The organism is Pseudomonas sp. FIP_A4 (assembly GCF_036701605.1).
Classification (GTDB): Bacteria; Pseudomonadota; Gammaproteobacteria; order Pseudomonadales; family Pseudomonadaceae; genus Stutzerimonas; species Stutzerimonas phenolilytica.
Genome location: NZ_JAYDXP010000119.1, coordinates 192,393 through 217,177, shown reverse-complemented (window position 1 = coordinate 217,177; position 24,785 = coordinate 192,393). Strand labels below are relative to the sequence as shown.

Genomic DNA, 24,785 nt, shown 5'->3' with positions numbered 1-24,785 from the left:
GGAGTCGTCATGATGAACCGTACGCGTCTGGTCGACCGTATCGTCGAGCGTTGTGCCGACGGCCTGCTGGCGTGGCGCAAGCCTCTGCTCGCGCTGTTCGTGCTGATCACCCTGGCGCTGGGCTACAGCGCAACCCAGGTCCGCCTGGATCCGGGCTTCAACAAGCAGATTCCGATCTCGCATGCCTTCATGCGTAATTACCTGCATTACAGCGAGATATTTTCCGGTGCCAACAGCATTCTGGTGAGCGTGCGCTGGAAGGGCGAGGGCGACATCTACAACAAGGAATTTTTCGAGGCCCTGCGCGAAGTGACCGATGAGGTGTTCTTCATTCCAGGTGTCCGTCGCGCGAGCGTGCGCTCGCTGTTCACGCCAGACGTGCGCTACATCGAGGTCACCGAGCAGGGTTATGTCGGCGACGTAGTGGTTCCGCCGCAGTTCAGCGGCACGCCGGAAGACCTGGCTCAGGTACGCAACAACACCGCCCGCTCCGGGCAGATCGGCCGGCTGGTCGCCAACGACCTCAGTGCCGCGATGGTTCGCGCCGACCTGCAGGAAATCAATCCGCAAACCGGCGAGCGGGTGTCCTACATCGAGATCGCCGATCAACTGGAGCAGATTCGCCAGCGTTTCGATAACGAGAACATCGAATTAAACATTGTCGGCTTCTCCAAGCTGGTCGGCGATGTGGTGGACGGCCTGATCGCAGTCATGGGCTTCTTCGTGATCGCCTTCTTTATTACTGCCGCGCTGCTGTGGCTCTACTGTCGTTCGCTCAAGCTGTCGGTGGTGGCGCTGCTGGTGGCGTTGCTGCCGGTCATCTGGCTGCTTGGCCTGCTGCCGCTGCTGGGCCTGGGCATCGACCCGATGTCGATCCTGGTGCCGTTCCTGATCTTCTCGATCGGTGTGTCGCACGCGGTGCAGATGACCAACGCCTGGAAGCAGGACGTGCTGGCCGGCAGCAGTTCGGAAGCGGCCGCCCATGCGGCGTTCTGCAAGATCTTCGTGCCGGGTGCGCTGGCGCTGCTGATGAATGCGCTGGGCTTTGGCGTGATCATGCTGATCGATATCCCGATCGTGCGGGAGCTGGGGCTGACGGCGTGCATCGGCGTGATGCTGATGATCGTGACCAACAAGCTGATGCTGCCGATCATCATTTCCCACATGCGTCTGGAGCGCGGCGCTGTCGTGCAGAGCAACGGGACAGCCGGCGGGCGCCATGCGCTGTGGTGGAAGCTTTCAGTGGTGGCCACGCCGGGGCCGGCGCTGGTCGTGTTCGCGGTCAGTCTGGTGCTGTTGCTGGCCGGAACCTGGAAAAGCCGTGATCTGGTCGTCGGCGATGTCGGCACCGGCGCTCCCGAGCTGCGCGACACCTCTCGCTACAACCGGGACAACGCGCAGATCATCGGCAGCTATTCGATCGGCCTCGACGTGCTGTCGATCTATGCCGAGGTACCGGGCATTCAGGAGGCCTGTCTGGACCCCGACGTGATGCGCGCGGTGGAGCAGGTGGACTTCCAGACCCGCAGCATTGCCGGCGTGCAGTCGGTCCAGAGCGTGGCGGGGATGGGCAAGGTGGCCATTGCCAGCAATAACGAAGGCAATCCACGCTGGGCGGCGATTCCCGGCGCCCAGCGCGGGCTGCAGCCCGGCTCGATGGCTTACTCACAGTCCCACGGCCTGGTGCTCGATGGTTGCCAGACCATGCAGATCTTGGTGTTCCTGCAGAATCACAGCGGCGAGACCATCGAGCATGTGGTTTCGGAGATCGAGCGCATCCTCGCCGGTGTCGATCAGAGCAAGGTGCAGTTCAAGCTGGCCGGCGGCAATGCGGGCGTGATGGCGGCTTCCAACGAAGCGGTCAAGCAGGCCGAGGTGCAGATGCATGGCGCACTGCTCGGTTCGGTGGCGCTGTTCTGCTGGCTGACGTTCCGCTCGTTCCGCGCTGTGCTGTGCATCATCACGCCGTTGGCGATCGTGGCGACCTTGTGCAATGCGCTGATGGCGAGTTTCGGTATCGGTCTGAAGGTCTCCACGCTGCCGGTGCTGGCGCTTGGCGTGGGCGTCGGTGTCGATTACGGCATCTACCTGTACGAGCGGATGCAGCATGAACTGGCGGCCGGCAAGGATCTGCGCACGGCCTTCTACGAGGCCATGCGCCAGCGCGGTACGGCGGCCCTGTTCACCGCGTTCACCATGTCCGTGGGCGTCGGCACCTGGGCCTTCGCTCCACTGAAGTTCCAGGCTGACATGGGCATCCTGCTGGCCTTCATGTTCCTGGTGAACGTGTTCGGCGCGATCTTCCTGTTGCCGGGCCTGGCCGCCTGGTTCGACCGCTCGGTGCGGCTGGTCAAGGCGCAGCCCAGGCCGGCGCCTCCGGTGGCTGTCGCTTCGCAACGCAAAGCTGTGGCGCAAGCCGCCAGCGTAGAGGGTTGAACGGTGATCGCCCTTGCAACAGCGGCTGCGCCGGCGATCGATCACTACGACAGCTTGCTCGGCACGCTGTACGACGCGGCGCTGGAGGAGCAGGGCTGGCAACAGGCGCTGCGTGCGTTGCACGAGCTGTTCGCCGCGAACTACGTGACGCTGATCCTGCGCCCACCGGGCGAGGATTCGGACCAGGGACTGATGATCGTCTTCGGCGATATCGAGGGGCAGGGGCGCATCACCTACCTCGACTACCCCCACGAAGTCACGCCGTTCGTAAATCTGCCGCCGAATCGAGTGTTCAGCGTTGGCGACCTGATGGATCTCCAGACCTGGCGCGGGTCGCCGTACTACCAGAACTACTGTGCGACGCATGGGGTTTTTCACGTGCTCGCGGTCGATATCGCGGCCTCCGGCAGTGGCACCTTCCGCATGCGCATCACGCGACCGGAGTCGGCGCCGGACTTTTCCGAGGCGGAAAAGGCGTTCTGCGCGCGCCTCGTGCCGCACCTTTCGCGGGTTCTACGTCTGAATGTGCTGCTGGGTCGCAACGAGTCGCTTCGCTCGATCTACTCGCAGGTCATCGGGCGCCTGTCGGTGGCCACGCTGGTGGTCGACGCCAGCGGCCGGATCGTCGAGCAGAATCGGGTGGCCCGCGAGTTGCTCGCCAGTGGCGATGGCCTGAAGAGTGTCGGCGGCCGACTCGAGGCCTACTACCCGGGCGATAACCAACGTCTTTATCAGCTCTTGCGCGGCGCGTTGCGCAAGGGTGTCGCTGCGGCGGAGGAACAGACCGAAGCGCTGTCCATATCACGGCCATCGGGGCGGGTGAGCCTCGGTCTGGTGGTTGAAGCCGTGCCTGCCGGTGAATGGCGTGACGATGGCGACGAGCCGGTGCTGCTGGTCTACGTGCGCGATGCCGAGGAGCGAATGCTGCTCAGCGATGCGATGGCGCGTCAGCTATTCGGGTTCACCCCGTCGGAAACGGCGCTGGTAATAGAGCTGGCCAACGGGCTTTCGCTGGAGGAAGCGGCGCAGTCGCTGGGCATCCGGCGAAACACCGCGCGTGCGCACCTGCGCGCGGTGTTCTCGAAAACCGGCGTCAGGCGCCAGACGGAACTTGTCCGCATTATTTTGAACAGCGTAGTCAGCCTAGGGAGGACGACCGCCCAGGAAAAAAACTGAAAGAAATTTCGAGACAGAGCATGCGCGCGTTCCAGGCGAAAAATGGCAAGCTGCTTGCCGGCTACAGCCGGAACAGACCCAGAATAAAAATAAGTGCTGAGGCCCTCGCGGCCGACAGCAAGCGAGGTTCGATATGCAGACGATGTCGCTCTCCACGGCTTCCAAGAACGTTTTTCCCGTATCCGTCACCGAACAGCTGTCGCTCACCGAGTACGACCAGTTGGTGAGCATCCTGCAGGAAGGTGCCTTCGACAACGAAGCGCTGACCCGCGCCTTGGAAGCGTTGCGCGTCTACTTCCGCGCCAATTACGTCACGCTCATCCTCAAAGTGGTGGGCATGGAGGAGTTGGGGTTGATGCTGGTCGCCGGCAATTACAAGGAGCACGGACGACTGTGCTACCAGGCCTACCAGGAGGGCTCCACGCCTTTTGGCCATCAGCCGGCAGACACCGTCTTCACCGAGCTCGACGTGCTGTCGGAAGCAGATTGGCAGACCTCGCATTACTACCGAGAGCTGTGCCGCAACTACGACGTCTATCACCTGATGGGCGCGGACATCTCGACGCCCGATGCCGGTCTGGTGCGCCTGCGCATCACCCGTTCGCATGATGCCCCGGAGTTTGGCCCGCGCGATCGCGAAGTCTGCCGGATGTTGCTGCCACATCTGCGGCGCAGCTTGCACATGCACAACCTGCTCAACCGTAGCGAGATGATCGGAACGCTCTATTCGCAAGCCATAACGCGCTTGTCTGTCGCGACTATCGTGCTCGACGAAAGCGGTTCGGTGCTGCAACTCAACGAAGTTGCGCGCGAGTTGCTGGAGCGTGCTGACGGCCTGAAGCTTGTCGGCGGTCGCCTCGAGGCAACCTACCCGAGCGATAACCGGGAGCTTCACAAACTGATCAACGAGGCCTTTGCCGCGCATCAAGGCCAGCGCCCGCTGGAGCGTGATGCCTTATCCATTGCCCGGCCTTCCGGCGAGGTCAATCTCGGAATCGTGGCCGAAGCGATGCCTTCGGTGGATTGGGTCGAAGGCAAAGGCCAGCCGGCGGTGGTGCTCTACGTGCGCGATGCGGTCGGCAAGTCGCAGGTCAACAACACGGTGGCCAAACAGCTTTTCAACTTCACCCCGGCGGAAACCGCTCTGGCCCTGGAACTGGCCAACGGCCTGTCGCTGGAGGAGGCAGCGGAGAACCTGAACATCATGCGCAATACGGCGCGGGCCCATTTGCGCGCCATTTTTTCCAAGACGGGGGTTCGTCGTCAGGCCGAGCTCGTGCGCGTGATGCTCAACAGCGTGGTGGCCTTGGGCGGCAGCCAGCTCGCACCGCTGAAGATCCCGGTTGTGCGGCTGCCGCGCCCGCACATGCGTGACGTTCGCTGACCACTGACGCCGCAGCATCGACTTCGCCGCGGTCGGGCCCAGACCGGCCGCGGCTCCCCACCTTTTATAAGCAGCCGATCTAGTCCATCTGAGGGATGAAGCACCGCGTCAGGTTGCCGATTATCGCCATGTCCCGTGTGGTTCAACCCGCCACACCCGCTAACAAGAAGAACGCCTGAGGGTAACGACATGACGCAACTGATCAACATCAAACCAGCGGCTGCCACTGCCGAATACCGATACGCTCGTGGCTGGCACTGCCTCGGCATGGCCGATGATTACCGCGACGGCAAGCTTCACACCTTGAACATCTTCGGCACGCGGCTGGTCGCTTTTGCCAATGAACAAGGCACGATCAGCATTCTCAACGCGCATTGCCCGCACATGGGCGCTGACCTGTCGCAGGGCGAGCTGGTAGATGGACGCGTCGTCTGTCCGTTTCACCACTGGCAGTTCGAAGCCAGCGGTCGCTGTGCAGAAATTCCCTACTGCAAGCGCATCCCTCCGAAGGCCAAAACCCGAAGCTGGCAGACCTGCGAGGTCAATCGGCTGCTGTTCGTCTGGAATAATCCCGAGGGTAATCCGCCCGCACCAGGTGTCGAGATCCCGTACCTACCGGAAATCGACAGTGACGAGTGGGACAACGACTGGCACATCGACAAGATGGTGATCGAAACCAATCCGCGCGAGCTGGTCGACAACCTGGCCGACGCGCAGCACTTCGGGCCTGTGCACGGCACGCCGACCACTTACTTCGCGAATATCTTCGACAGACATATCGGCCACCAGATATTCCATGGCGACTCGGGCCGCCTGGGTGGTGACCTGGTTGCGGAGTCTGCCTACTACGGTCCGGCTACCCATTTCACCCGCATGAGAGCCAACTTCGAGGGCTTGCTGGTCGAAAGTATTCTGCTGAACTGCCACGTGCCGATTGGCCCCGAGAGCTTCGAGTTGCGCTTTGGCGTGCTGGTCAAGAAGGTGTCTGGCTGGAGCGAGGAGCAGAACAAGGAACTGGCCCTGCAGTACGTTCAGAACAATCGAACCTCGTTCTACCAGGACGTCGATATCTGGAAGCACAAGATCCGCATCGACAATCCGGTTCTGGCAGAGGGCGACGGCCCGGTCTACCAGCTGCGCGAGTGGTATCAGCAGTTCTTCATGGATGAGGCGGATGTGCCGGCGAGCTTTGCCGAGCCTCGCGAGATCGTGACGGTCGACCAGCGCAAATGAAGGATAACGCTGTGCCAGACGCGAGCGAGGAGCCGCACTATGCAGGCAAGACGCTCACCCTGAGCATCGCAAACGGGATCGCCTGGATGACTTTCATCCAGGCGGACACGCTCAATGCGCTGAGCCCTGCGATGGCCCAGGAGTTTCTGCAAGCCTGCCAGTCGCTATCCGAGCGAGACGAGCTCAAGGCGCTCGTCTTGCAGGGCAGCGGGAAAGCCTTCATGGCGGGCGGCGACCTGCACGCGCTGCGTCAGGATCCCGAAGCGGCAGTGGCAGCGATCATTCCACCGATGAATCAGGCCGTGCTTTTGCTCCAGGCGATGCCGATCGTGATCATTGCGCGCCTGCAGGGGGCCGTTGCAGGCGCGGGGCTCAGCCTGGCGTGTCTGGCGGATATTTCGATTGCTGCGCAAGACACCCGTTTCGTCTACGCCTATTCGAACATCGCAACGACCTGCGATCTCGGCTTGTCCTGGCACCTCGTACGTAGGCTTGGATTGAGTCGCTCGATTGAGATCGCGCTGCTGAGTCGCGGACTCGATGCGCGACAAGCCGCTGAGTGGGGGCTGGTAAATCAGGTGGTTGATAGGACGCGTCTGGACCAAGCCGTGCAGACCGCGGTCGAACGGCTGGCGACGATGCCTATACATGTAGTGAGAGCCACTAAATCACTACTGCTGCGTGCTAGATCCGCGCCGCTGGAGGTACAGCTGGAGCTGGAACACCGAATGTTCCTAGAGTGCGCACAACGGGCCGAGTTCGTGGTTGCGGTCGATGAGTTCTTTGCAAAGCGCCGGTAATCCTTCGCCTACGAATAACCGCAACGAAGCGGATAAGATGCCGCTCATTGCGCCTGCGCGCTCATTGGCGATGGTACGAAATGACAGCGGCTGAACTGATAGCGATCCTGCAAGGCTACCCCGGTGATACGCCTGTGCTGGTCGAAGGCCACGGAAAGGGATGGGACGCTATCCGTGGCGCTGGCACCGCGACGGTGGTGGAAGTGGTGGAGCCGGCCGAGCCAGACGGGCAGTTTCTGCGCGAAGGCGACTTGCCCGATCCGGATGCGTTCTTCCTGGACGAACAGGCCCGGCGCAGTCTCATGAAGACATTGATGAAGGGCAAACGCAGCCGGGCGATTCTGCTCAGCGGCCGTCGCCAGCCGCGGGACTGAGGCGTTGCGGCCCCGTTCGCCTTACCGCTGGCGCAGCGCGTGGCCGTTGCGCACGAGGCGATACAGGTAGACCAGCACGATGACGCCGAGCACGATCTTCGAACCCGGGTCCAGGTACTCGGCGACGCGGTCGTATTCGGCGTGCAGCAGGTAACCGGCCAGCGCCAGCACGAAGGTCCAGATCGCCGAGCCCGCCAGGGTATAGAAGGCGAAGGAACGGAACGGCATATGCGCGATGCCGGCCGGCACCGAGATCAGCGTGCGGATCGCCGGCACCAGACGGCCGAAGAACACCGCCTTGCGCCCGTGCGCGCGAAACCAGATGCCCGCGTCGGTGACATCGTCACCCGATATCGTCAGCCAGCGACCGTAACGCTGGGCCAGGCGACGCATGCGCTTCTCGCCGAGCAGTGCGCCGGCGTAGTACCAGGGCAGCGCGCCGAGGAACGAGCCGAGCGTCCCGGCGATCACCACGCCAATGATATTCAGCTCGCCACGCGCGGCGAGAAACCCGGCCAGCGGCATGATCACTTCCGAGGGAATCGGCGGGAACAGATTTTCCAACAGCATCAGCGCGAGAATGCCGAAGTAGCCGCCTTGGCCGATCAGCCCGGTAATCGAATCGAACACTTGAAAATCCTTGTAACCGAAAGGGAGAACGTCACCGCTCAGCCGGTCGCGGGCCTATGGCACGCGGTTTGAACCCGCCGGGCGTGGCCGGTTCCGGCCGCCGCGTCGTTAAATCGTTACACCGCATGGCGCGCAGCGTCGCATGCGGCTCAGCGACCGACAATCAGACTTGCGGTCGGAATTGAACCGCAGGCGAACCGTCGGCATTGATCTGTTCCACCAGCGCCGGACGGCCCTCGGCATCCAGCTGTACATGGCCGATCCCCGCGGCGTTCCACAGACGCTCGCCGGCGCTGCTGCGGCTGGGCAACCAGGGCTGCACCTTGACCCTCCGGCGCTTGGTCAACCAGTTCAGCGGCGAGCGCGGCGAGTAGAGCCAGCGATTCAGGCGATCGAAGATGTCCAGCAAGCGGCGCGGGAACTCGTTTTTCACGCCGCTGCTGGTGATCTGCCACAGCTGCGGACGACTGCGCCGGCCACGGATGCGGATTTCATAGGCGAACGAATAATGGACGTCGCCGGAGAGAATCACGTAGTTGCCCGGTGTGCGCGTGTGGCGAAAGATGTTGAGCATTACCTGCGCCGCACCGCGATGGGCCATCCAGTTTTCCGCATCGACCAGCAGCGAATAGCCGAGCCAGCTGAATACCCGCTGCACCGTCTCGATCAGCTTCACGCCGAACATCGGCGCCGGCGAGACGATCACCGCCGAGTGATGATCGAGCAGCGCGTGCTGGAAGTCCGTGAGCGCTTCCCAGTCCATCAGGCCCGAAGGTCGATTCAGATTGCGTTCGCTGCGCCAGCGTCGGGTGCGGGTGTCGAGCACCACCAGCGCCGGCTCGCCGGGCAGCACATACCCCCAGTTGGCGAAGGCGAGCAGGGTGTCGATCGCATCGTTCTGGGCCTGACAATCGAGCGCGCCGTCCCTCGCGCTATTCAGTAACCGCTGCAACGGTGCGAGCACCGCGCTGAACGCATCGGGCTGGTTGCCCCAGCCCTGGCAGAGCAGATAGGCCGCCAGCGCGTTGCCGATGATGCGGCGGGAGAACGGATGACCGTAAGCGGTTTCCTCCCAGCGTGCGGATAGATTCCAGTCGTCGGTGATGTCGTGGTCATCGAAGATCATCAGCGTCGGCACATGTGCCAGCGCCCGGGCGGCGCGCGGCAGGGTGCTGCGGAACGCGTCGATCTGCTCGGCTTCACGCGCATAGCGCTGCGCCAGCTCGCCATCGAGCGGCGGTGCAGCCGGATCGATCAGTCGCCAGGGCATCGGCGACCACACCAGCAGGTACATCGCCAGCACCTCGGACAGGGTCACCAAGTGATTGTGGGCATTGGCGGTGGTGAACACCGGTTTTTCCGCGCCGCCGAAGAAGCGCTCGCGCAACACCTCGCTGGCCTTGAACGCCGGCAGCAGCTGTTCGCGGCGATAATAGGTTGCCGGGTGCGCCAGCAGCTCGGCGCTGTCGGCCACCAGCGCGCCCTCCAGGCATTCGCCGTAGAGCCCCAGGCGACGAATCAGCGCGTGGATCGCCACCAGCATCGGCCCGGCGACATCGTCGGCATAGATCTGGTCGCCGGTCATCAGCAAGGCTGCCGGCCATTGCTCCGGTGCCTGCCGCGCCTCGCCGAGCAGGCGATCGACGCAAACGAGTCCGTCAGCGGAGGCGTGATGCGGCTTGCGGCAGGAGCCGTGCAGCAGATTGTCGAAGCGCGGCCGTATCACGAATAGCGGCATACGCTCGCCATCGTGCAGCAGATGCGGCGCCCACTGCGCGATGCCAGGCTCCGCCGCGTGGCCGAGCAGGCGCAGGTCGTAGCGGATGGGCCGGTCGTGGGGCAGTGGCTCGTCGAGCTTCACATCGATCAGATGCAGCCAGGCGGACGTGCCGACCCGTATTCGTGTGCACTCGTCGTCGTTGAGGGACCGCACGCGTTCCGGGCCACCGTCGACGTTCAGGTGCAGGCGCAGCGTCAGCGCTTCGCTGCCGACCAGCCAGAACACCAGCCGGGTGATTTCGACGCGGCGCAACAGCGGCCCGGCGAGCACCGGCGGCAGCGGCGGGCTCGGGGAGGAGGTGGGTTCGTTCATGCAATGCTCAAAAGGTAAACGCCAGCTATCAGAGTGCTTCAATCGCAGAAGATTGCGGCGGCGATGAAGCATTCAAGCCCGTCGCCGCGGCCACTATGGCAAGACTCGACGCCAGGTTACCCGATTGCGCAGGCGGCCAGCCGCCACGACGGGCGCCCGGCGCGGTGCATCAAACGTGCATAACGCCGTACCGCTGGGCAACGGGGCAAGGTTGGAAATACAACGTCTCGCCGCGTTGGATGCCGATCAGGCTGGCGTGGTCGTTGCCGACTTCCGCCTCGATCGGCTCGTCCTGGCCGGTCACTCGCAGCGTCACGCGGGTGATCGCGCCCAGCGGGCGGATGTCACGCACCTCGCCGACCTGGTAGTCGGCCAGCGCCTCGCGCGACAGCAGCACCTCATGCGGGCGGAACACCAGTGGCCGGTCGCCCAGCTGTAGGCGGTTGGCATCACCGAGAAAGTCGTAGACGAACTCGCTGGCCGGGTTGCGGTAGACCTCCGCCGGCGTGCCGATCTGCTCGATCACCCCCTTGTTCATCACCACGATGCGATCGGCGACCTCCATCGCCTCCTCCTGGTCGTGGGTGACGAACACGGAGGTCAGGTGCACGTCCTCGTGCAGCCGCGCCAGCCAGCGGCGCAGTTCCTTGCGCACCTTGGCATCCAGCGCGCCGAACGGCTCATCGAGCAGCAACACCTTGGGCTCCACTGCCAGCGCGCGGGCCAGGGCAATGCGCTGGCGCTGGCCACCGGAAAGCTGTTCGGGGTAACGGTCCGCGAGCCAGTCCAGCTGCACCAGATTCAGCAACTCGTGCACCTTGGCGGCGATCACCGCTTCGCTCGGGCGCAGCTTCTTCGGCTTCATGCGCAGGCCGAAGGCCACGTTGTCGAACACCGTCATGTGGCGGAACAGTGCGTAATGCTGGAAGACGAAGCCGACGTTGCGGTCGCGCACATCGCGGCTGGAGACATCCTCGCCATGGAACACGATGCTGCCGCTGTCCGGCGTTTCCAGCCCGGCGATGATGCGCAGCAGGCTGGTCTTGCCGCAGCCGGACGGACCGAGCAGGGCGACCAGTTCGCCGCTCTGGATGTGCAGGTCGATCGCCTGCAGCGCCTGGAACTGGCCGAAGCGCTTGTTGACGTCACGGACTTCGATACTCATGGCTGTGCTCCGGTTTTCAGGCGCGCGATGCGCGATTCGCTCCACTGCTTTAGCAGCAGGATCACCAGCGCCAGGGCCAGCAGCAGGCTGGCCACGCTGAACGCGGCGACGTGGTTGTATTCGTTGTAGAGAATCTCGACGTGCAGCGGCAGGGTGTTGGTCAGCCCGCGGATATGCCCGGAGACCACCGACACCGCGCCGAACTCGCCCATTGCCCGCGCGGTGCAGAGCACCACGCCGTAGATCAGGCCCCATTTGATGTTCGGCAGGGTGATGTGCCAGAACATCTGCCAGCCGCTGGCGCCGAGCAGCCGCGCGGCTTCCTCTTCGGTACTACCCTGTTCCTGCATCAGCGGGATCAGCTCGCGGGCGACGAAGGGCACGGTGACGAACAGCGTCGCCAGGACGATGCCCGGCACGGCGAAGACGATCTGGATATCGCGGTCACTCAGCCACGCGCCGAAATAGCCCTGGGCGCCGAACAAGAGCACGTAGATCAGGCCGGCGATGACCGGGGAGACCGAGAACGGCAGGTCTATCAGGGTCACCAGCAGGCTCTTGCCGCGGAACTCGTATTTGCTCACGCACCAGGCGGCGGCGACGCCGAACACCAGATTGAGCGGCACCGAGATGCCCACGGCAAGCAGGGTGAGCTTGAGCGCGGCCAGGGCATCGGGCTCGAGGATCGCCGTGAAGAAGGTGCCGACCCCTTGCTTGAAGGCTTCGCCGAGGACGATCAACAGCGGCAGCAGAAGGAACAGCGCGAAGGTCAACCAGGCCGCGCCGATCAACAGGCGGCGGGCCGTTTGCTTGCCGCGACGGGTAGTGGTGGCGCGGGCATTCGCCGACACGGGCAGGGAAGCGGTAGTCATGCTGGCCTCCTCAGCCGTGGGCAATGCGGCGCTGCAGCAGGTTGATCGCCAGCAGCAGGATGAAAGACACCACCAGCATCAGCACGCCGATGGCCGTGGCGCCGGCGTAGTCGTACTGGTCGAGCTTGACCATGATCAGCAGCGGCAGGATCTCGGTCTTCATCGGCATGTTGCCGGCGATGAAGATCACCGAGCCGTACTCGCCGACGCCGCGGGCAAAGGCCAGGGCGAAGCCGGTCAGCCAGGCGGGCAGCAGCGCTGGCAGCAGCACATGGCGAACGATCTGCAGCGGACGCGCGCCGAGGCAGGCTGCGGCTTCTTCCACTTCACGCGGGATATCGGCGAGCACCGGCTGGAGGGTGCGCACCACGAAGGGCAGGGTCACGAAGGTCAGTGCCAGGGTGATGCCCAGCGGGCTGTAGGCGATCTTGAAGCCCAGGTCGGTAGCGAACTGGCCGATCGGTCCGTTCGGCGCGTACAGCGCGGTGAGGGCGATGCCTGCCACCGCGGTCGGCAGGGCGAAGGGCAGGTCGATCATCGCCTCGATGATCTTGCGGCCGGGGAAGCGATAGCGCACCAGCACCCAGGCCAGCAGCGTGCCGATCACGCCATTGAGCACGGCGGCAGCGAAGGCGGTGCCGAAGCTCAGCTTGAGCGCCGCCAGCACGCGCGGCGCGCTGACGATGGCGATGAACTGCGCCCACGAGAGTTCGGTGGTCTTGAGAAACAGCGCACCCAGGGGAATCAGCACCAACAGGCTGAGGTACACCAGGGTGTAGCCCAGCGTCAGCCCGAAGCCGGGTATGACGGAGGTAGATCGGCTAGACATGTTCGAGGCTCGGTCGGTTTGGCAATTGGAAGCCGGAAGCGGGAGGACCGTAGGGTGGAAAACGCGCGAAGCGATTTTCCACGCGCATCACGCCCGAGCCTGCCGTATGCAGGCCAGCGCCTCGGACGCGTGGATGGCTTCGGCCATCCACCCTACGAATTTCCGCTTACTGCGCTTGGTAGATCTGGTCGAAGATGCCGCCATCATTGAAGAACTTCGGCTGCGCGACCTTCCAGCCGCCGAAATCCCCGTCGATGGTGACCAGCTTCAGCGCCGGGAACTGATCCTTGAACTCGGCCGCCACGGCCTCGTTACGCGGGCGGTAGAAGTTCTTCGCCGCGATGCGTTGACCTTCCTCGCTGTACAGGTAGTTCAGGTACGCCTCGGCGACTTCGCGCGTGCCCTTGCGCTCGACGTTCTTGTCGACCACCGCCACCGGCGGCTCCGCGAGGATCGACAGGCTCGGTGCGACGATCTCGAAATTGCCGCCGCCTTCCTCCTTGAGCGCCAGGAAGGCCTCGTTCTCCCAGGCCAGCAGCACGTCGCCGATGCCGTTGTTGACGAAGGTGACAGTCGAGCCGCGGGCGCCGGTATCCAGCACCGGCACGTTCTTGTAGAGCTTCTCGACAAAGGCCTGGGCCTGCGCCTCGTCGCCGAATTTCTGCTGGGCGTAGGCCCAGGCGGCGAGGAAATTCCAGCGTGCGCCGCCGGAGGTCTTCGGGTTCGGCGTGATCACCTCGACGCCCGGCTTGACCAGGTCGTCCCAGTCCTTGATGCCCTTCGGATTGCCCTTGCGCACGAGGAACACGATGGTCGAGGTATAGGGCGTGCTGGCGTCCGGCAGGCGGGTCTGCCAGTCCTCGGGGATCAGTTTGCCGAGGCGATGCAGCTCGTCGATATCACCGGCCAGCGCCAGGGTCACCACGTCGGCGCGCAGGCCGTCGATCACCGCGCGGGCCTGCTTGCCCGAGCCGCCATGGGACTGCTGGATCTTGATCGGCTCATGGCCCTGGGCCTGCCAGTGCTTGTTGAAGGCGTCGTTGAATTCCACATAGAGCTCGCGCGTCGGATCGTAGGACACGTTGAGCAGAGAGTCGGCGGCCACGGCGGGGCCGGCGACGAGGGCGCTCGCCAGGGCGGCGAGGGCAAAGCGACGAATGGACATGTGCAGCTCCTGAATGAAGAAATCGTTTTTGCGTTGGCTTGTGGGTGTTCAGGTTGGTCAGCTCCGCATTCGCGGATGACAGCGGCAGTACCGGTGCGTGGTCATGGTGTCGTTCTCATGCACGCCCTCCGGTGGTCCAGTCGGGCTTGGTTTGGTCTAGCGAATCAGGCGGTCTTGCCAGTCGATTGCAGGCGGAACTTCTCCTTGCGCTCGATCTGCACGACCTGACCGTTGTGCACGGTGATTTCCACCGAGCCAAACTTCAGGCCGTTCAGGGCGCTGCGAATTTCGCGCAGGATGCTGGCTTCGTCCTGACCTTCCGGGCTGCGAAGGGTCGCGCTCATCGGGTTGCTCTCCATGAAAACCTCCATGCGCTTCGGGATGAAACGCAGCCAGGGGAGGCGTGGGGCGGATAATAGGTGCGGGGGTTATATGCTTAAAAATATCATTTAAGAACATTTATATAACATTATCGAATTAGATCACTTCACAATGCCTATCGCCGTCGTGCTGACTTATGGAATAAGCAAATGATTTTTTATTCTTTTTTTACCTTGTGCAGCCTGACCTAGACTGCGCCGCATTCACAGGAGGGCAGGTGATGTACAGCGAATCCATCCGTTATCTGATCGTGCCGGGCTGGCAAGGCTCGCCAGACGATCATTGGCAGAGCCACTGGCAGCGCAGCCTGCCGAACAGCGCGCGCGTCGAGCAGCAGGACTGGCTCAGGCCGCGCCGCATGGACTGGGTGGCCGAACTGCAGCGCAGCATCGACGCCAGCGATCAGCCGACCATCCTCATCGCCCACAGCCTGGGCTGCGTGACCGTGGCGCATTGGGCGCAGACGGCCGATCCGGCGTCGCTGCGGCGCGTACGCGGTGCGCTACTGGTGGCGCCGGCGGATGTCGAGCGCAGCAACTGCCCCGAGGCGCTGCGCGACTTTGCGCCGATCCCGCGCCAGGCGCTGCCGTTCCCCAGCCAACTGGTCGGTTCCGACAACGACACTGCCGCCAGCGCCGAGCGCGCCCGAATGCTGGGAATCGACTGGGGCAGCGAGACGGTGATCCTTCCGGGCGTCGGCCACATCAACGTGCAATCCGGCCACCACCGCTGGGAGCAGGGCTTCGCCTACCTGTACCGCCTGCAGAAACGCATCGACCAGAACCGCCGTCGGGCCGCCTGAGCCGAGGTGGAATCGCCCGACGACTGAGGCGTGAAACGCGGCCGGCCGGTTTGCCTGCGGCCCGTGCGCTCCAGTAGGCTGATCCGCTTTCGCCCGGCCGTTGCGGCACGGGCGCTGCTATTGCCGCGCGGACTTCAGTCTTGACCACTTCATCCGTCTACCGTCTTCCCGGTTTCGCCGCCTTTCTCGCCGCTCGCCTGCTGGCCGTGTTTGCCATGCAGATCCAGGCGGTAGTCGTTGCCTGGCAGGTCTACGACATCACCCGCGATCCGCTGTCGCTGGCCTATGTCGGCCTGGCGCAGTTCGTGCCGATGCTGTTCCTGCTGCTGCCGGCCGGTGATCTGATCGATCGTTATGACCGCAAGCTGATCCTGGCGCTGAGCTGGCTGCTCGAAGCCGCGTGTGCCGCAGCGCTGCTCTGGCTGTCGCTGCGGGGCGAGGCGGTGGGCTACTACTATGGCGTGCTGGTGCTTTATGGCTGCGCGCGGGCCTTCACCGGGCCGGCGTTGTCCAGCCTGCTGCCGCAGATCGTACCGCGCAAGCGCCTTGCCTCGGCCATCGCCGCCAACAGCATGATCATGCGCGTGGCCACCATTGGCGGCCCGGTGCTGGGCGGGGCGCTCTATACGCTGGGCGGCGGCGCGCTGACCTACGGCACCTGCCTGGTCGGTTTCGTGCTTGGCACGCTGCTGCTGTGGCGCGTGCCGGTACGCTTCGCCGAGCGCCGCGAGACGCTGACAACCGGTGCCTGGACGCGCTTCACCGCGGGCATCGGTTTCATCCGGTCGCGGCCGATCATCCTCGGCACGATCTCCCTGGACCTGTTCGCCGTGCTGCTCGGCGGCGTGGTGGCGCTGCTGCCGATCTATGCCCAAGACGTGCTCGAAGTCGGCCCCACCGGCCTCGGCCTGCTGCGCAGCGCGATGGCGATCGGTGAAGTGGCGGTGGGGTTGTACCTCAGCGTGCGGCCGTTCGACCGGCATGTCGGGCGGGTGATGTTCGTCGCCGTGGCGCTGTTCGGCCTGGCCAACCTGGTGTTCGCGCTGTCCACGCTGTTCTGGCTGTCGTTCGCCGCGCTGGTGGTGGCGGGCGCGGCGGACATGGTCAGCGTGTACATCCGCTCTTCGCTGATCCAGTTCTCCACCCCGGATGCCATGCGTGGCCGGGTCAATGCGGTGAACATGCTGTTCATCGGCTCATCCAACGAGCTGGGCGAATTCCGCGCCGGCCTCAGCGCCGCCTGGCTCGGCGCGGTGCCGGCAGCGCTGCTGGGGTGCGCCTGCACCCTGGCAGTCACCGGCGGCTGGGCGCTGGGCTTCAAGAGCCTGCGCCAGGTCGATCGTTTCGAGGACGCGGCGCGCTGATCCGGCTGGGATGACGGTTACAAGGCGGGCGGCGTGCGCGAAGCGATCATGAGGCGGTTCCAGGTATTGATCTCGCCGATGCACAGCGTGAGTTTGGCGATCTCCTCAGGGCTGAACTCGGCTTTCACCTGTGCATAGACCGTATCCGGCACTTCCTGCCCGGCCAGGCTGGTGACCGCATCGGCCCAGGCCAACGCGGCCCGCTCGCGCGTGCTGAAGACCGGCGATTCCTTCCAGGTGGCGACCAGAATGACCTGATGCTCGCTGACGCCGTGCTTGCGCGCCAGCGGGATATGCATGGCGACGCAGAAACCGCAGCCATTGGTCTGCGATACGCGCAGACGCACCAGTTCGAGCAGGCCAAGATCCAGGCCAGCGCCCTGCACGTAGGCGTGCAAGGCATACATGGCTCGGTAGCCTTCGGGGATAAGTTGGGCGACGTCGAATCGCTGTTCCATGTGTTTCATCCTGTAGTTGCAGTGACGGGTCTTCGGTTGCTTGCACGGCGTGACGGGCGTTTCGCTATTCAAGCCTTGGCTGCGAGCACCGCTTGCGGCACGCGGCGGAAGCTGATGGCGAGGCGGTTGTACGCATTCATCAGACCGATGGCCACGGTCAGATCGGCCAGCTCCTTTTCCTCGAAGATTTGCCGGGCCGCGGCGAACTCGGCATCCGGAACGCCGGTCTGCGCGACGCGGGTTACGCTTTCCGCCCAGGCCAGCGCCGCGCGTTCCCGCTCGCTGAACAGGTCGCCGGCCTCCTGCCAGGTCTGCACCAACGCCAGTTTCTCGATTCCGACACCTTTCGTGGCGAGATCACGGGTGTGCATGTCCAGGCAATAGGCGCATCCGTTGATCTGGCTGATGCGCAGGTAGACGAGTTCGACCAGCACCTCGTCGAGACCGCACTGGGTGACATAGCCGTAGACGCCGCCGAGGGCTTTCACCCCGCCGGGCGAGGCTTTTGCGTAGTCCAGTCGTTCACTCATTTCCGGAGTCCTGCTCGTCAGGCGTGGTGAGGACGTCGTCGTCGGAATCGACGACGAACACCGCCAGCAGCTTGGCGGGTTCGGAGTCGCTCGCGTTGCGACTGACGACATGATGCGCGCCCGGCATTTCGTACCAGGTTTCCCCCGCCGAGTAGGTGCGCTCCGGTTCCCCGGCCACTTGGCTGACAATCCGGCCGGAAACGACATAGGCATAGATAAACGCCGATTGCGCATGACGGTGCGGCATCGATGCGCCTCCTGGCGCGTAGGTCACCTCCACGGCCGTCAGCGACTTGCCCGGAACGTTCGCCAGGGCATGGGAAAAGTTGGGTTTGATCGTATCGCCGGGAGCGTCGGCGCTGGCCACGCCGACAAAGGTTATTCCGAGGGCGGTCAGCAAGGGCGGTAGCAAGCGTGTGGGCTTCATGGGAATCTCCTTTGAGGGCGGCGGCCAGTATGCGACCGTCGAGGGTTCACCCAAAAGAACCGAAAATGTTCATTTCGGCTGTACCATGCGGCATGAAAATCCTTGACCTGAAGCTGGACCGGACTGCCGATATACCGTTGGCCGAGCAGATTCACATCGGTATCGCGGCAGCTATCAACAACGGCGTGCTCGCGCCTGGCGCCAGGCTGCCGTCATGGCTGGACCTCGCCGCCCAGCTGGGCGTCGCCAGAGGCACCGTCAAGACCGCATACGAGCGCCTGGCGGACAAACAACTGGTCGTCTCCTGCGGTGCCGGCGGCACCCGGGTGACCAATCATCCACCGAAAATCGCCTTGTCGGAGCCGGCCAGCGCGGCGGATGCGCTGCCGCCGCTGTACCGGGAATTTCTGAGCGGAGCGGCCGTCTTCCAGAATGGCGTGCCCGCCTCGGATAGCTTTCCGGTGACGCTTTTTGCACGCTTGCGTGCACATGCTGCCCGCACCGAAGTGCACGCTCAGCTCATCTATCCGGACCCTCGCGGCGAGCAGGCGCTGCGCAACGAGATCGCCGCGCACCTGGCGCTGTCACGAGGCATCGAATGTCGCCCATCCCAGGTGTTCATCACAGCGGGGTTCTCCGGCGCCCTCGGCGTCGCGCTGAGGGTCCTTAAGGCCGAAGGGCGCTCGGCCTGGGTGGAGAATCCGGGGTTCCCGCCCAGCCGCAAAGCGCTGGAAATCGCTCAAGTCACTCCGTTCCCGATTCCGGTGGACGACGATGGCATCGACGTCGCCTACGGCATGCAGCATGCGCCGGATGCCGCCTTGGCCCTGGTGACACCGGGACAGCAGGCTCCAACCGGCGTCCCGCTGTCGCTCGCCCGGCGGGTTCAGCTGCTTGACTGGGCGGCGCGCTCCGGGGCGTGGATCATCGAGGATGACTATCTCGGCGAATTGCAGCTGAAGCGCCGCGCGGCACCGGCGTTGGCATCGCTGGACGGCGCCGGCCGCGTCATCTACATCGGCTCGTTCAGCAAGACCATCAGCCCCACGCTGCGGCTCGGCTTCGTCGTCGTCCCGGCGGCACTGGTTGCGCGGTTCGCCGAAGCGGTGATGTGTCTCGCACCGGCTCCCGGCCCCGCCGTGCAAACGGCCACCGCCGAGTTCATGCGCGACGGCCATTACCTACGGCATCTGCGTCGCATGAAGCGTGTCTACGCGAGTCGCAGCGCCGCGCTGCATGCGACGTTACAGGCCATGGGGTATCCGGTGCGTCCGGCGGGGCTCGGCGTGCTGCTTTGGCTGCCCGAAGGGGCACGCGATCGCGTCATCGCTCGTGAGGCGCTGGCATTCGGACTGGCGCCATCACCGCTTTCGACATGGTTCGCTCCGGTCGACCCTCAGCGTCCGGGGTTGCTTCTCGGCGTCGCCCGCGCGAGCGAGCAACAGCTTCCTGCCGCCTGCGAGCGCCTTCAGCAGCTGATTCGCCAGTTTTCCTAAAGGCCGGGCAGCCGGAAAGGGCACGCCCCCACAATTGCTTTTGGTTATAGATAAATCATTATTTATTCTTTTTAACTCACAACGACAGTGCGCATAGTGTGCCCACCTCAACGAATCACTGAAGGAGCAGAACCATGAGCATCCGCCTCGGCGACATCGCCCCCGATTTCGAGCAGGACTCCAACGAAGGCCGCATCCGCTTCCACGAATGGCTCGGCGACAGTTGGGGCGTGCTGTTCTCGCACCCGGCCGACTTCACCCCGGTATGCACCACGGAGCTCGGTTTCACCGCCAAGCTGAAGGACGAGTTTGCCAAGCGCAACGTCAAGGCCATCGCCCTGTCCGTAGACCCGGTGGATTCGCACATCAGGTGGATCGACGACATCAACGAGACGCAGAACACCCAAGTCAACTTTCCGATTCTCGCCGACGCCGACCGCAAGGTTTCCGAGCTGTACGACCTGATCCACCCGAACGCCAACGACACCCTGACCGTGCGTTCGCTGTTCATCATCGATCCGAACAAGAAGGTGCGCCTGACCATCACTTATCCGGCGAGCACCGGGCGCAACTTCCACGAGATCCTGCGGGTGATCGATTCGCTGCAGCTGACTGACAACTACAAGGTCGCCACCCCGGCCAACTGGCAGGAAGGCGATGACGTGGTGATCGTGCCGTCGATCAAGGACGAGGAAGAGCTCAAGCAGCGTTTCCCCAAAGGCTATCGCGCCGTCAAGCCGTACTTGCGCCTGACCCCGCAGCCCAATCGCTGAGCGAGTACGAGAAGCGCCCTGGCAAAAACTGCCAGGGCGCTTGCGGCTCAGGATTTGACGCCCAGCAGGTCGAGCGCTTCGCCGAGTACCTTGACCGACTGAGCGTGGTCGCCGGCGTTGTGCAGCTGTTCGCCTTCGGCGCGCAGCTGTTTGACGCGCTCGAGGGTGGCGGCGTCGCTGGGCGGATTGGCGGCGAGCTGTTCGTCGATCTTGGCCATGTCCATCGGACAATGCATGGCCCAGAGCGGGGCACTGAAGAGAGCGGCAACGGTGAAACTGATAAGGCGACGCATGGCGGTATCCTCCGATGGGTTCGATTCGAGTATAGAAGCGATCCTCCGACGGCCTATGCGTTTACGATCCGCAGGAATAGCCGAAAACTATTAGTCGTTAACTCAATATGTTATGCCGTTATCTTGATGTGAAACTTCATATCTAGCAGCAGCTTTATCTGCCGATTTCCCACCACGACGGCAACAGGCGGCGTACCTGTGTGCGGGCAAAACGATCGTCGATCAGGTGGATGACGCCTTCGTCCTGGGTGGTGCGAATCACTCGACCGGCAGCCTGCACCACCTTCTGCAGGCCGGGGTAGAGATAGGTGTAGTCATAGCCGTTGCCGAATACCGCCTCCATACGCGCTTTGAGCTGTTCGTTGACCGGGTTGACCTGTGGCAGACCAAGGGTCGCGACGAACGCGCCGATCAGCCGATTGCCCGGCAGGTCGATGCCTTCGGCGAACGCACCGCCGAGCACGGCGAAGCCGATACCACGTCCGTTCGCCTCGAAGCGCGCAAGAAAAGCCTCGCGGGCGCTCTCCTGCATGCCGCGGGTTTGCTGCCAGATCGGCACGTCGGGATGGCATTCGGCGAGCAGCGCGGCGACCTGTTGCAGGTAGTCGAAGCTGCTGAAGAACGCCAGGTAATTGCCCGGCCGCCGACGATACTGCTCAACCAGCAGCGCAACGATCGGCGCCAGGGAACGCTCGCGGTCCTGGTAGCGGGTGGAGATATGCCGCGCCAGTTGCACCTGCAGCTGCTCACCACGAAACGGCGAGTCCACGTCGATCCAGACACTGCTGGTCGGCACCCCCAGGGTGTCGGCGTAGAACCGACGCGGGCTGAGCGTGGCGGAAAACAGCACGCAGGCGCGCGCCTGCGCCAGCCGCGGCGCGAGGAACGGCGCCGGGATCACATTGCGTAGGCACAACCGCGAAGCCTTGCCGCGAGCCGAACCACCAGCGGGCAGCAATGTGCAATCGACCAGCGAGTGCTCGCCGAACAGTTCAGCCATCCGGCACAGATGCATGGCCTGGAAGTAGGCGTTGAGTATGGCGGCTTCCACGCCGGTGGGGTTCTCGCCCAGGTAATCGGTAACGGCGCTGACCAGCTGTTGCAGCGCGCCGATCAGCTTTTGCGGCAGTTCCGCCAGCACGCGATACTCGCCTGCCTGATCGCGGTGCAGCTCGTTCCAACAGCGCTGAATACGGCTGAGCGACTTGTGCAGTTGTGCAGGAGCTTTGGCCAGCAAGCCTTTGAAATCTCGTTGATCCAACTCGGCGCTGTACATGCTCCGAGCGCGCTCGAGGAGGTTGTGCGCTTCATCCACCAGCACGCAGGCACGCCACTGATTGGTCAGCGTCAGCCCGTGGAGCAGCGCGCTGACGTCGAAGTAGTAGTTGTAATCGCCGATCACCACGTCAGCCCAGCGCGCCATTTCCTGGCTGAGGTAGTAAGGACAGACATCGTGCGCCAGCGCCACCTCGCGCAGCGTCGTCTGATCCAGCTGCGGGTGCGCCAGCGCGGCTTGTCGCGCCACCGGCAGCCGGTCATAGAAGCCGCGCGCCAGCGGACAGGACTCGCCGTGGCAGGCCTTGTCCGGATGCTCGCAGGCCTTGTCGCGGGCGATGAGCTCCAGCACGCGCACCTCGTCCGCGCCAGTGCGCTGCAACGTCTGCAGTGCGTCCAGCGCCAGGCGTCGCCCTGAGGTCTTGGCGGCGAGAAAGAACAGCTTATCCAGCTGCTGGCCCGGCATCGCCTTGAGCAGCGGGAACAGCGTGCCCAGCGTCTTGCCGATGCCAGTCGGAGCCTGCGCCATCAGCACGGTGCCGGTGCAGGCGGCCTTGTAGGCCGCTTCGGCTAGCTGACGCTGGCCCTGGCGGAATTCACCATAGGGGAATTTCAGCGCGTGCAGCGCCAGATCGCGCTGCGCGCGGTGGGCCAGTTCCTGCTCGGCCCAGGCGAGGAAGCGCATGCACTGGGCCTCGAAGAACTGGCGCAGTTCGTCAGCACGATGGCGTTCGATCAGCAGCGTTTCCTTCTGGCTGAGCACGTCGAAATACACCAGCGCCAGCTCGATTTCCGCCAGTCCCCGCGTTTGGCAGAGCAGCCAGCCGTAGACCTTGGCTTGCGCCCAATGCAGCAGGCGATGGTTGGCCGGCTGGCGGGAGAGGTCGCCGCGGAACGTCTTGATCTCCTCCAGACGGTTGCGCTGCGGATCGTAGCCATCGGCCCGGCCGCGCACGGTAAGCGTACCGTAGGTGCCTTCCAGGGCGACTTCGCGCTCGTAGCCCGCGCCCCGGCGGGCGGTGACCTGAGCGTGACCGGCGATGCCTTCCAGCGCGGTGGGCGAGGGCGTGAAGCGCAGGTCCAGATCGCCCTGTTTGGCGGTGAACTCGCAGAGCGCCCGCACGGCAATCCGATAGCTCACGCTGCGCTTTCCGCCCACTGCACGTAGCACACGCTGACCGGCAGGCCGTGCTCATCGGCGAAGGCCAGCCAGCGCAGCTGGTTGTCCTGCAGGCGGTCGCCGGGGCCTTTCACCTCGATCATCCGGTAGCGGCGTTCCGCCGGCCAGAACTGGATCAGATCCGGCAGGCCGCTGCGATTGCTGCCGATGTCGGCGAGCATGCGCTGGAAGATCAGCTTGAGATGCGCTGCCGGCAGGCAGTCCAGCGCCTGCTGCAGCAGCGCCTCGTCGAGCATGCCCCAGCTGACGAAGGCGTTGTGGATGCCGTACTTCGCGCTGAAGGTGCGTCGGATGCACTCGCGATAGCCGTCATCATCCAGGTGAGCGAGGCAGCCGGCGAACAGCTCGGCGCGACGCTGATGGAAATCAGGGCGGTCGAGGTCCGCCGGCGCCCAATGGAATGGATGGAAGAACGCGCCCGGTAGCGGCGCGAACAGCGCGTCCCAGCACAGCAGGCCGAACAGTGAACCGAGCAGGGTGTTTTCCACGTAATGCACGGGCGCATCGGCCGTGCTCAGGTGGGCACGCACGGCCTGTTCCACGCGGACTGCACTTGTCGGACGCGGCAGGAGCAAATCGATGCGCTCCATCGTCGCCGAATGCCGGCGCGCTGCAGACTGCAAACCGAGACTGCGCTGCAGGCGCGGCAGGATGCGCGCCAGTTGCTGAGCATCGTGCTCGGATTCCGGTGCGGCAGCGGCTTGCAATGCCAGCGTCAGCGCGGCCTCCGGCTGCCCGCACCGTTCGAGCACGCGAATGGCCCGCTCGCGCGCCCCGGGATAGCTGTTGCCCGCATGCACGCGCAGCGCGTGCCCGAGCTCGCCCTGGCGTTCGAGCTGCTGACCGATGCGCAGCAGCAACTTGCCGCGCCGACTCTCCAGCCAGGGATTGGCGAAGGGCTGCGCGGGGACATCAGCGAGCAGCTCCGCCAGCGGCTCGCCGGCATCGAAGCGTTCGCGGCAGCGCTGCAGGTGCAGGTAGGCATCCACCTCCGCGCGACTGGCGAAGGCCCGTGAGGCGGGGGAGAAGGGCACCTGCTCGTAGCGATGGATGCCGAGATCGGCCAGGACGAATTCCGACCAATCCTGATGGGCGTTGCCGAAAAACATCAACCGCAGGCGTTCGCTGAATGCGCTGATGCGCAAGGCAAATATCCGGTCACCCAGCGCCGGGTGCCATTGGTGCAGCGTCTGCGCGATGGCGTGGCTGGCGCGCAGACACTCCAGCAGCTCAGTTTTGCGCAGCCCGGCGGCGGCTGAATCGAAGACCTGTAACAGTTCATCCTTCTTGAGCAATGCAAACAGCTGCTCTAGACCCAACGCCGGCTCCGGGTCGACCCAGCCGCGCGCGATCAGCGGTTCGCTCGCCTGCACGACGCAGCCGATCTCGGCGTAGCGCAGCTTGCTCGCGCGAAACAGCTCACCCTTGCGCATCACCATGCGCACCAGCAGTGCACGCGAAGGCCGCGGCAACTGAGGGAGCGCGTCCAGAAAGGCGCGCTCGTCCTCGTCCAACAGATCGCCATGGTGCTGACCGACCCAGGCAAGCACGCGCTCGAAGTTGTCGAGGTAATAGAAGGGGTTTTCCAGAGGCTGGCGCATCGCACGTCTGCTCACACGGGGCGAGAAGCGCCCGGCTTAAGACTGGCTA

23 protein-coding genes are annotated in these 24,785 nt (G+C 64.2%); 10 read left to right on the top strand and 13 right to left on the bottom strand.

What is annotated here, in order from left to right; translation table 11 throughout:
* Positions 1-9 precede the first annotated feature (9 nt).
* The 6 genes from U8L64_RS06210 (at position 10) to U8L64_RS06185 (ending at position 7,403) form a co-directional block, all read left to right on the top strand.
* Positions 10-2,436, top strand: a complete 2,427-nt coding sequence (locus U8L64_RS06210) for an efflux RND transporter permease subunit (protein WP_077683257.1) — start codon at positions 10-12, stop codon at positions 2,434-2,436.
* Between the two features lie 54 nt (positions 2,437-2,490).
* Positions 2,491-3,612 (top strand): helix-turn-helix transcriptional regulator, encoded by a 1,122-nt coding sequence (locus U8L64_RS06205; RefSeq protein WP_202966894.1) that lies wholly within the window; start codon positions 2,491-2,493, stop codon positions 3,610-3,612.
* A gap of 142 nt (positions 3,613-3,754) precedes the next feature.
* On the top strand, positions 3,755-4,996 hold the full coding sequence (locus U8L64_RS06200; RefSeq protein WP_037020138.1) for a helix-turn-helix transcriptional regulator: 1,242 nt from the start codon (positions 3,755-3,757) through the stop codon (positions 4,994-4,996).
* Between the two features lie 189 nt (positions 4,997-5,185).
* Positions 5,186-6,229, top strand: a complete 1,044-nt coding sequence (locus U8L64_RS06195) for a Rieske 2Fe-2S domain-containing protein (RefSeq protein ID WP_008568691.1) — start codon at positions 5,186-5,188, stop codon at positions 6,227-6,229.
* The gene (locus U8L64_RS06190) at positions 6,226-7,029 is read left to right on the top strand and encodes an enoyl-CoA hydratase/isomerase family protein (protein WP_081002783.1); all 804 of its coding nucleotides are present in this window, start codon (positions 6,226-6,228) and stop codon (positions 7,027-7,029) included. Before U8L64_RS06195 ends, U8L64_RS06190 begins: the two co-directional genes overlap by 4 nt.
* Positions 7,030-7,109: 80 nt before the next feature.
* Entirely contained in the window at positions 7,110-7,403 is a 294-nt protein-coding gene (locus tag U8L64_RS06185) for a hypothetical protein (RefSeq protein ID WP_333394868.1), read from the top strand.
* A 21-nt stretch (positions 7,404-7,424) separates the two neighbouring features.
* Here the strand turns inward: U8L64_RS06185 and U8L64_RS06180 are convergent, their stop codons facing one another.
* The 7 genes from U8L64_RS06180 to oscA form a co-directional block, all read right to left on the bottom strand.
* Positions 7,425-8,033 (bottom strand): DedA family protein, encoded by a 609-nt coding sequence (locus U8L64_RS06180; protein WP_077683260.1) that lies wholly within the window; start codon positions 8,031-8,033, stop codon positions 7,425-7,427.
* Positions 8,034-8,196: 163 nt separating this feature from the next.
* Positions 8,197-10,125, bottom strand: a complete 1,929-nt coding sequence (locus U8L64_RS06175; RefSeq protein WP_273525843.1) for an alkaline phosphatase D family protein — start codon at positions 10,123-10,125, stop codon at positions 8,197-8,199.
* A 169-nt stretch (positions 10,126-10,294) separates the two neighbouring features.
* Positions 10,295-11,290 (bottom strand): sulfate/molybdate ABC transporter ATP-binding protein, encoded by a 996-nt coding sequence (locus tag U8L64_RS06170; protein ID WP_043296730.1) that lies wholly within the window; start codon positions 11,288-11,290, stop codon positions 10,295-10,297.
* Positions 11,287-12,162: a sulfate ABC transporter permease subunit CysW gene (gene cysW / locus U8L64_RS06165; RefSeq protein WP_138299907.1), complete on the bottom strand. Its 876-nt coding sequence runs from the start codon at positions 12,160-12,162 to the stop codon at positions 11,287-11,289. Before cysW ends, U8L64_RS06170 begins: the two co-directional genes overlap by 4 nt.
* 10 nt (positions 12,163-12,172) lie before the next feature.
* Positions 12,173-12,991 carry a sulfate ABC transporter permease subunit CysT gene (gene cysT, locus U8L64_RS06160; RefSeq protein ID WP_138299906.1) on the bottom strand — a complete coding sequence of 273 codons (819 nt, stop codon included), beginning with the start codon at positions 12,989-12,991 and terminating at the stop codon, positions 12,173-12,175.
* A gap of 166 nt (positions 12,992-13,157) precedes the next feature.
* Entirely contained in the window at positions 13,158-14,156 is a 999-nt protein-coding gene (locus U8L64_RS06155; protein ID WP_054094734.1) for a sulfate ABC transporter substrate-binding protein, read from the bottom strand.
* Positions 14,157-14,320: 164 nt separating this feature from the next.
* On the bottom strand, positions 14,321-14,500 hold the full coding sequence (oscA, locus tag U8L64_RS06150) for a sulfur starvation response protein OscA (protein ID WP_054094823.1): 180 nt from the start codon (positions 14,498-14,500) through the stop codon (positions 14,321-14,323).
* 257 nt (positions 14,501-14,757) lie between these two features.
* On the opposite strand from oscA, the gene U8L64_RS06145 reads away from it, so the two are divergent.
* Together U8L64_RS06145 and U8L64_RS06140 are read left to right on the top strand one after the other, a co-directional pair.
* On the top strand, positions 14,758-15,339 hold the full coding sequence (locus tag U8L64_RS06145; RefSeq protein ID WP_043296736.1) for an alpha/beta hydrolase: 582 nt from the start codon (positions 14,758-14,760) through the stop codon (positions 15,337-15,339).
* A 140-nt stretch (positions 15,340-15,479) separates the two neighbouring features.
* Positions 15,480-16,703 carry an MFS transporter gene (locus tag U8L64_RS06140; protein WP_333394859.1) on the top strand — a complete coding sequence of 408 codons (1,224 nt, stop codon included), beginning with the start codon at positions 15,480-15,482 and terminating at the stop codon, positions 16,701-16,703.
* Positions 16,704-16,720: 17 nt separating this feature from the next.
* On the opposite strand, the gene U8L64_RS06135 is transcribed toward U8L64_RS06140, so the two are convergent.
* From U8L64_RS06135 to U8L64_RS06125, 3 genes are all read right to left on the bottom strand, one after another.
* A complete protein-coding gene (locus U8L64_RS06135; RefSeq protein ID WP_333394857.1) occupies positions 16,721-17,161 on the bottom strand; it encodes a carboxymuconolactone decarboxylase family protein in 441 nt (146 codons plus the stop codon).
* Between the two features lie 68 nt (positions 17,162-17,229).
* Positions 17,230-17,691: a carboxymuconolactone decarboxylase family protein gene (locus U8L64_RS06130; RefSeq protein WP_054094737.1), complete on the bottom strand. Its 462-nt coding sequence runs from the start codon at positions 17,689-17,691 to the stop codon at positions 17,230-17,232.
* Positions 17,684-18,118, bottom strand: coding sequence for a cupin domain-containing protein (locus U8L64_RS06125; RefSeq protein ID WP_333394854.1), 435 nt, complete (start codon positions 18,116-18,118; stop codon positions 17,684-17,686). The genes U8L64_RS06130 and U8L64_RS06125 overlap by 8 nt, the downstream gene beginning before the upstream one ends.
* A gap of 65 nt (positions 18,119-18,183) precedes the next feature.
* Here U8L64_RS06125 and pdxR point away from each other — a divergent pair, with 65 nt between their 5' ends.
* Both pdxR and U8L64_RS06115 read left to right on the top strand, forming a co-directional pair.
* Positions 18,184-19,614 carry a MocR-like pyridoxine biosynthesis transcription factor PdxR gene (pdxR, locus tag U8L64_RS06120; protein WP_333394852.1) on the top strand — a complete coding sequence of 477 codons (1,431 nt, stop codon included), beginning with the start codon at positions 18,184-18,186 and terminating at the stop codon, positions 19,612-19,614.
* Between the two features lie 134 nt (positions 19,615-19,748).
* A complete protein-coding gene (locus tag U8L64_RS06115; protein ID WP_333394850.1) occupies positions 19,749-20,387 on the top strand; it encodes a peroxiredoxin in 639 nt (212 codons plus the stop codon).
* 47 nt (positions 20,388-20,434) lie between these two features.
* On the opposite strand, the gene U8L64_RS06110 is transcribed toward U8L64_RS06115, so the two are convergent.
* The 3 genes from U8L64_RS06110 to U8L64_RS06100 all read right to left on the bottom strand — a co-directional run bounded on the left by U8L64_RS06110 (position 20,435) and on the right by U8L64_RS06100 (position 24,736).
* Positions 20,435-20,680, bottom strand: coding sequence for a hypothetical protein (locus U8L64_RS06110; protein ID WP_333394848.1), 246 nt, complete (start codon positions 20,678-20,680; stop codon positions 20,435-20,437).
* Positions 20,681-20,834: 154 nt separating this feature from the next.
* Positions 20,835-23,096 (bottom strand): ATP-dependent DNA helicase, encoded by a 2,262-nt coding sequence (locus U8L64_RS06105; protein WP_333394846.1) that lies wholly within the window; start codon positions 23,094-23,096, stop codon positions 20,835-20,837.
* Entirely contained in the window at positions 23,093-24,736 is a 1,644-nt protein-coding gene (locus U8L64_RS06100; RefSeq protein ID WP_333394844.1) for a VRR-NUC domain-containing protein, read from the bottom strand. Before U8L64_RS06100 ends, U8L64_RS06105 begins: the two co-directional genes overlap by 4 nt.
* Positions 24,737-24,785: the final 49 nt, after the last annotated feature.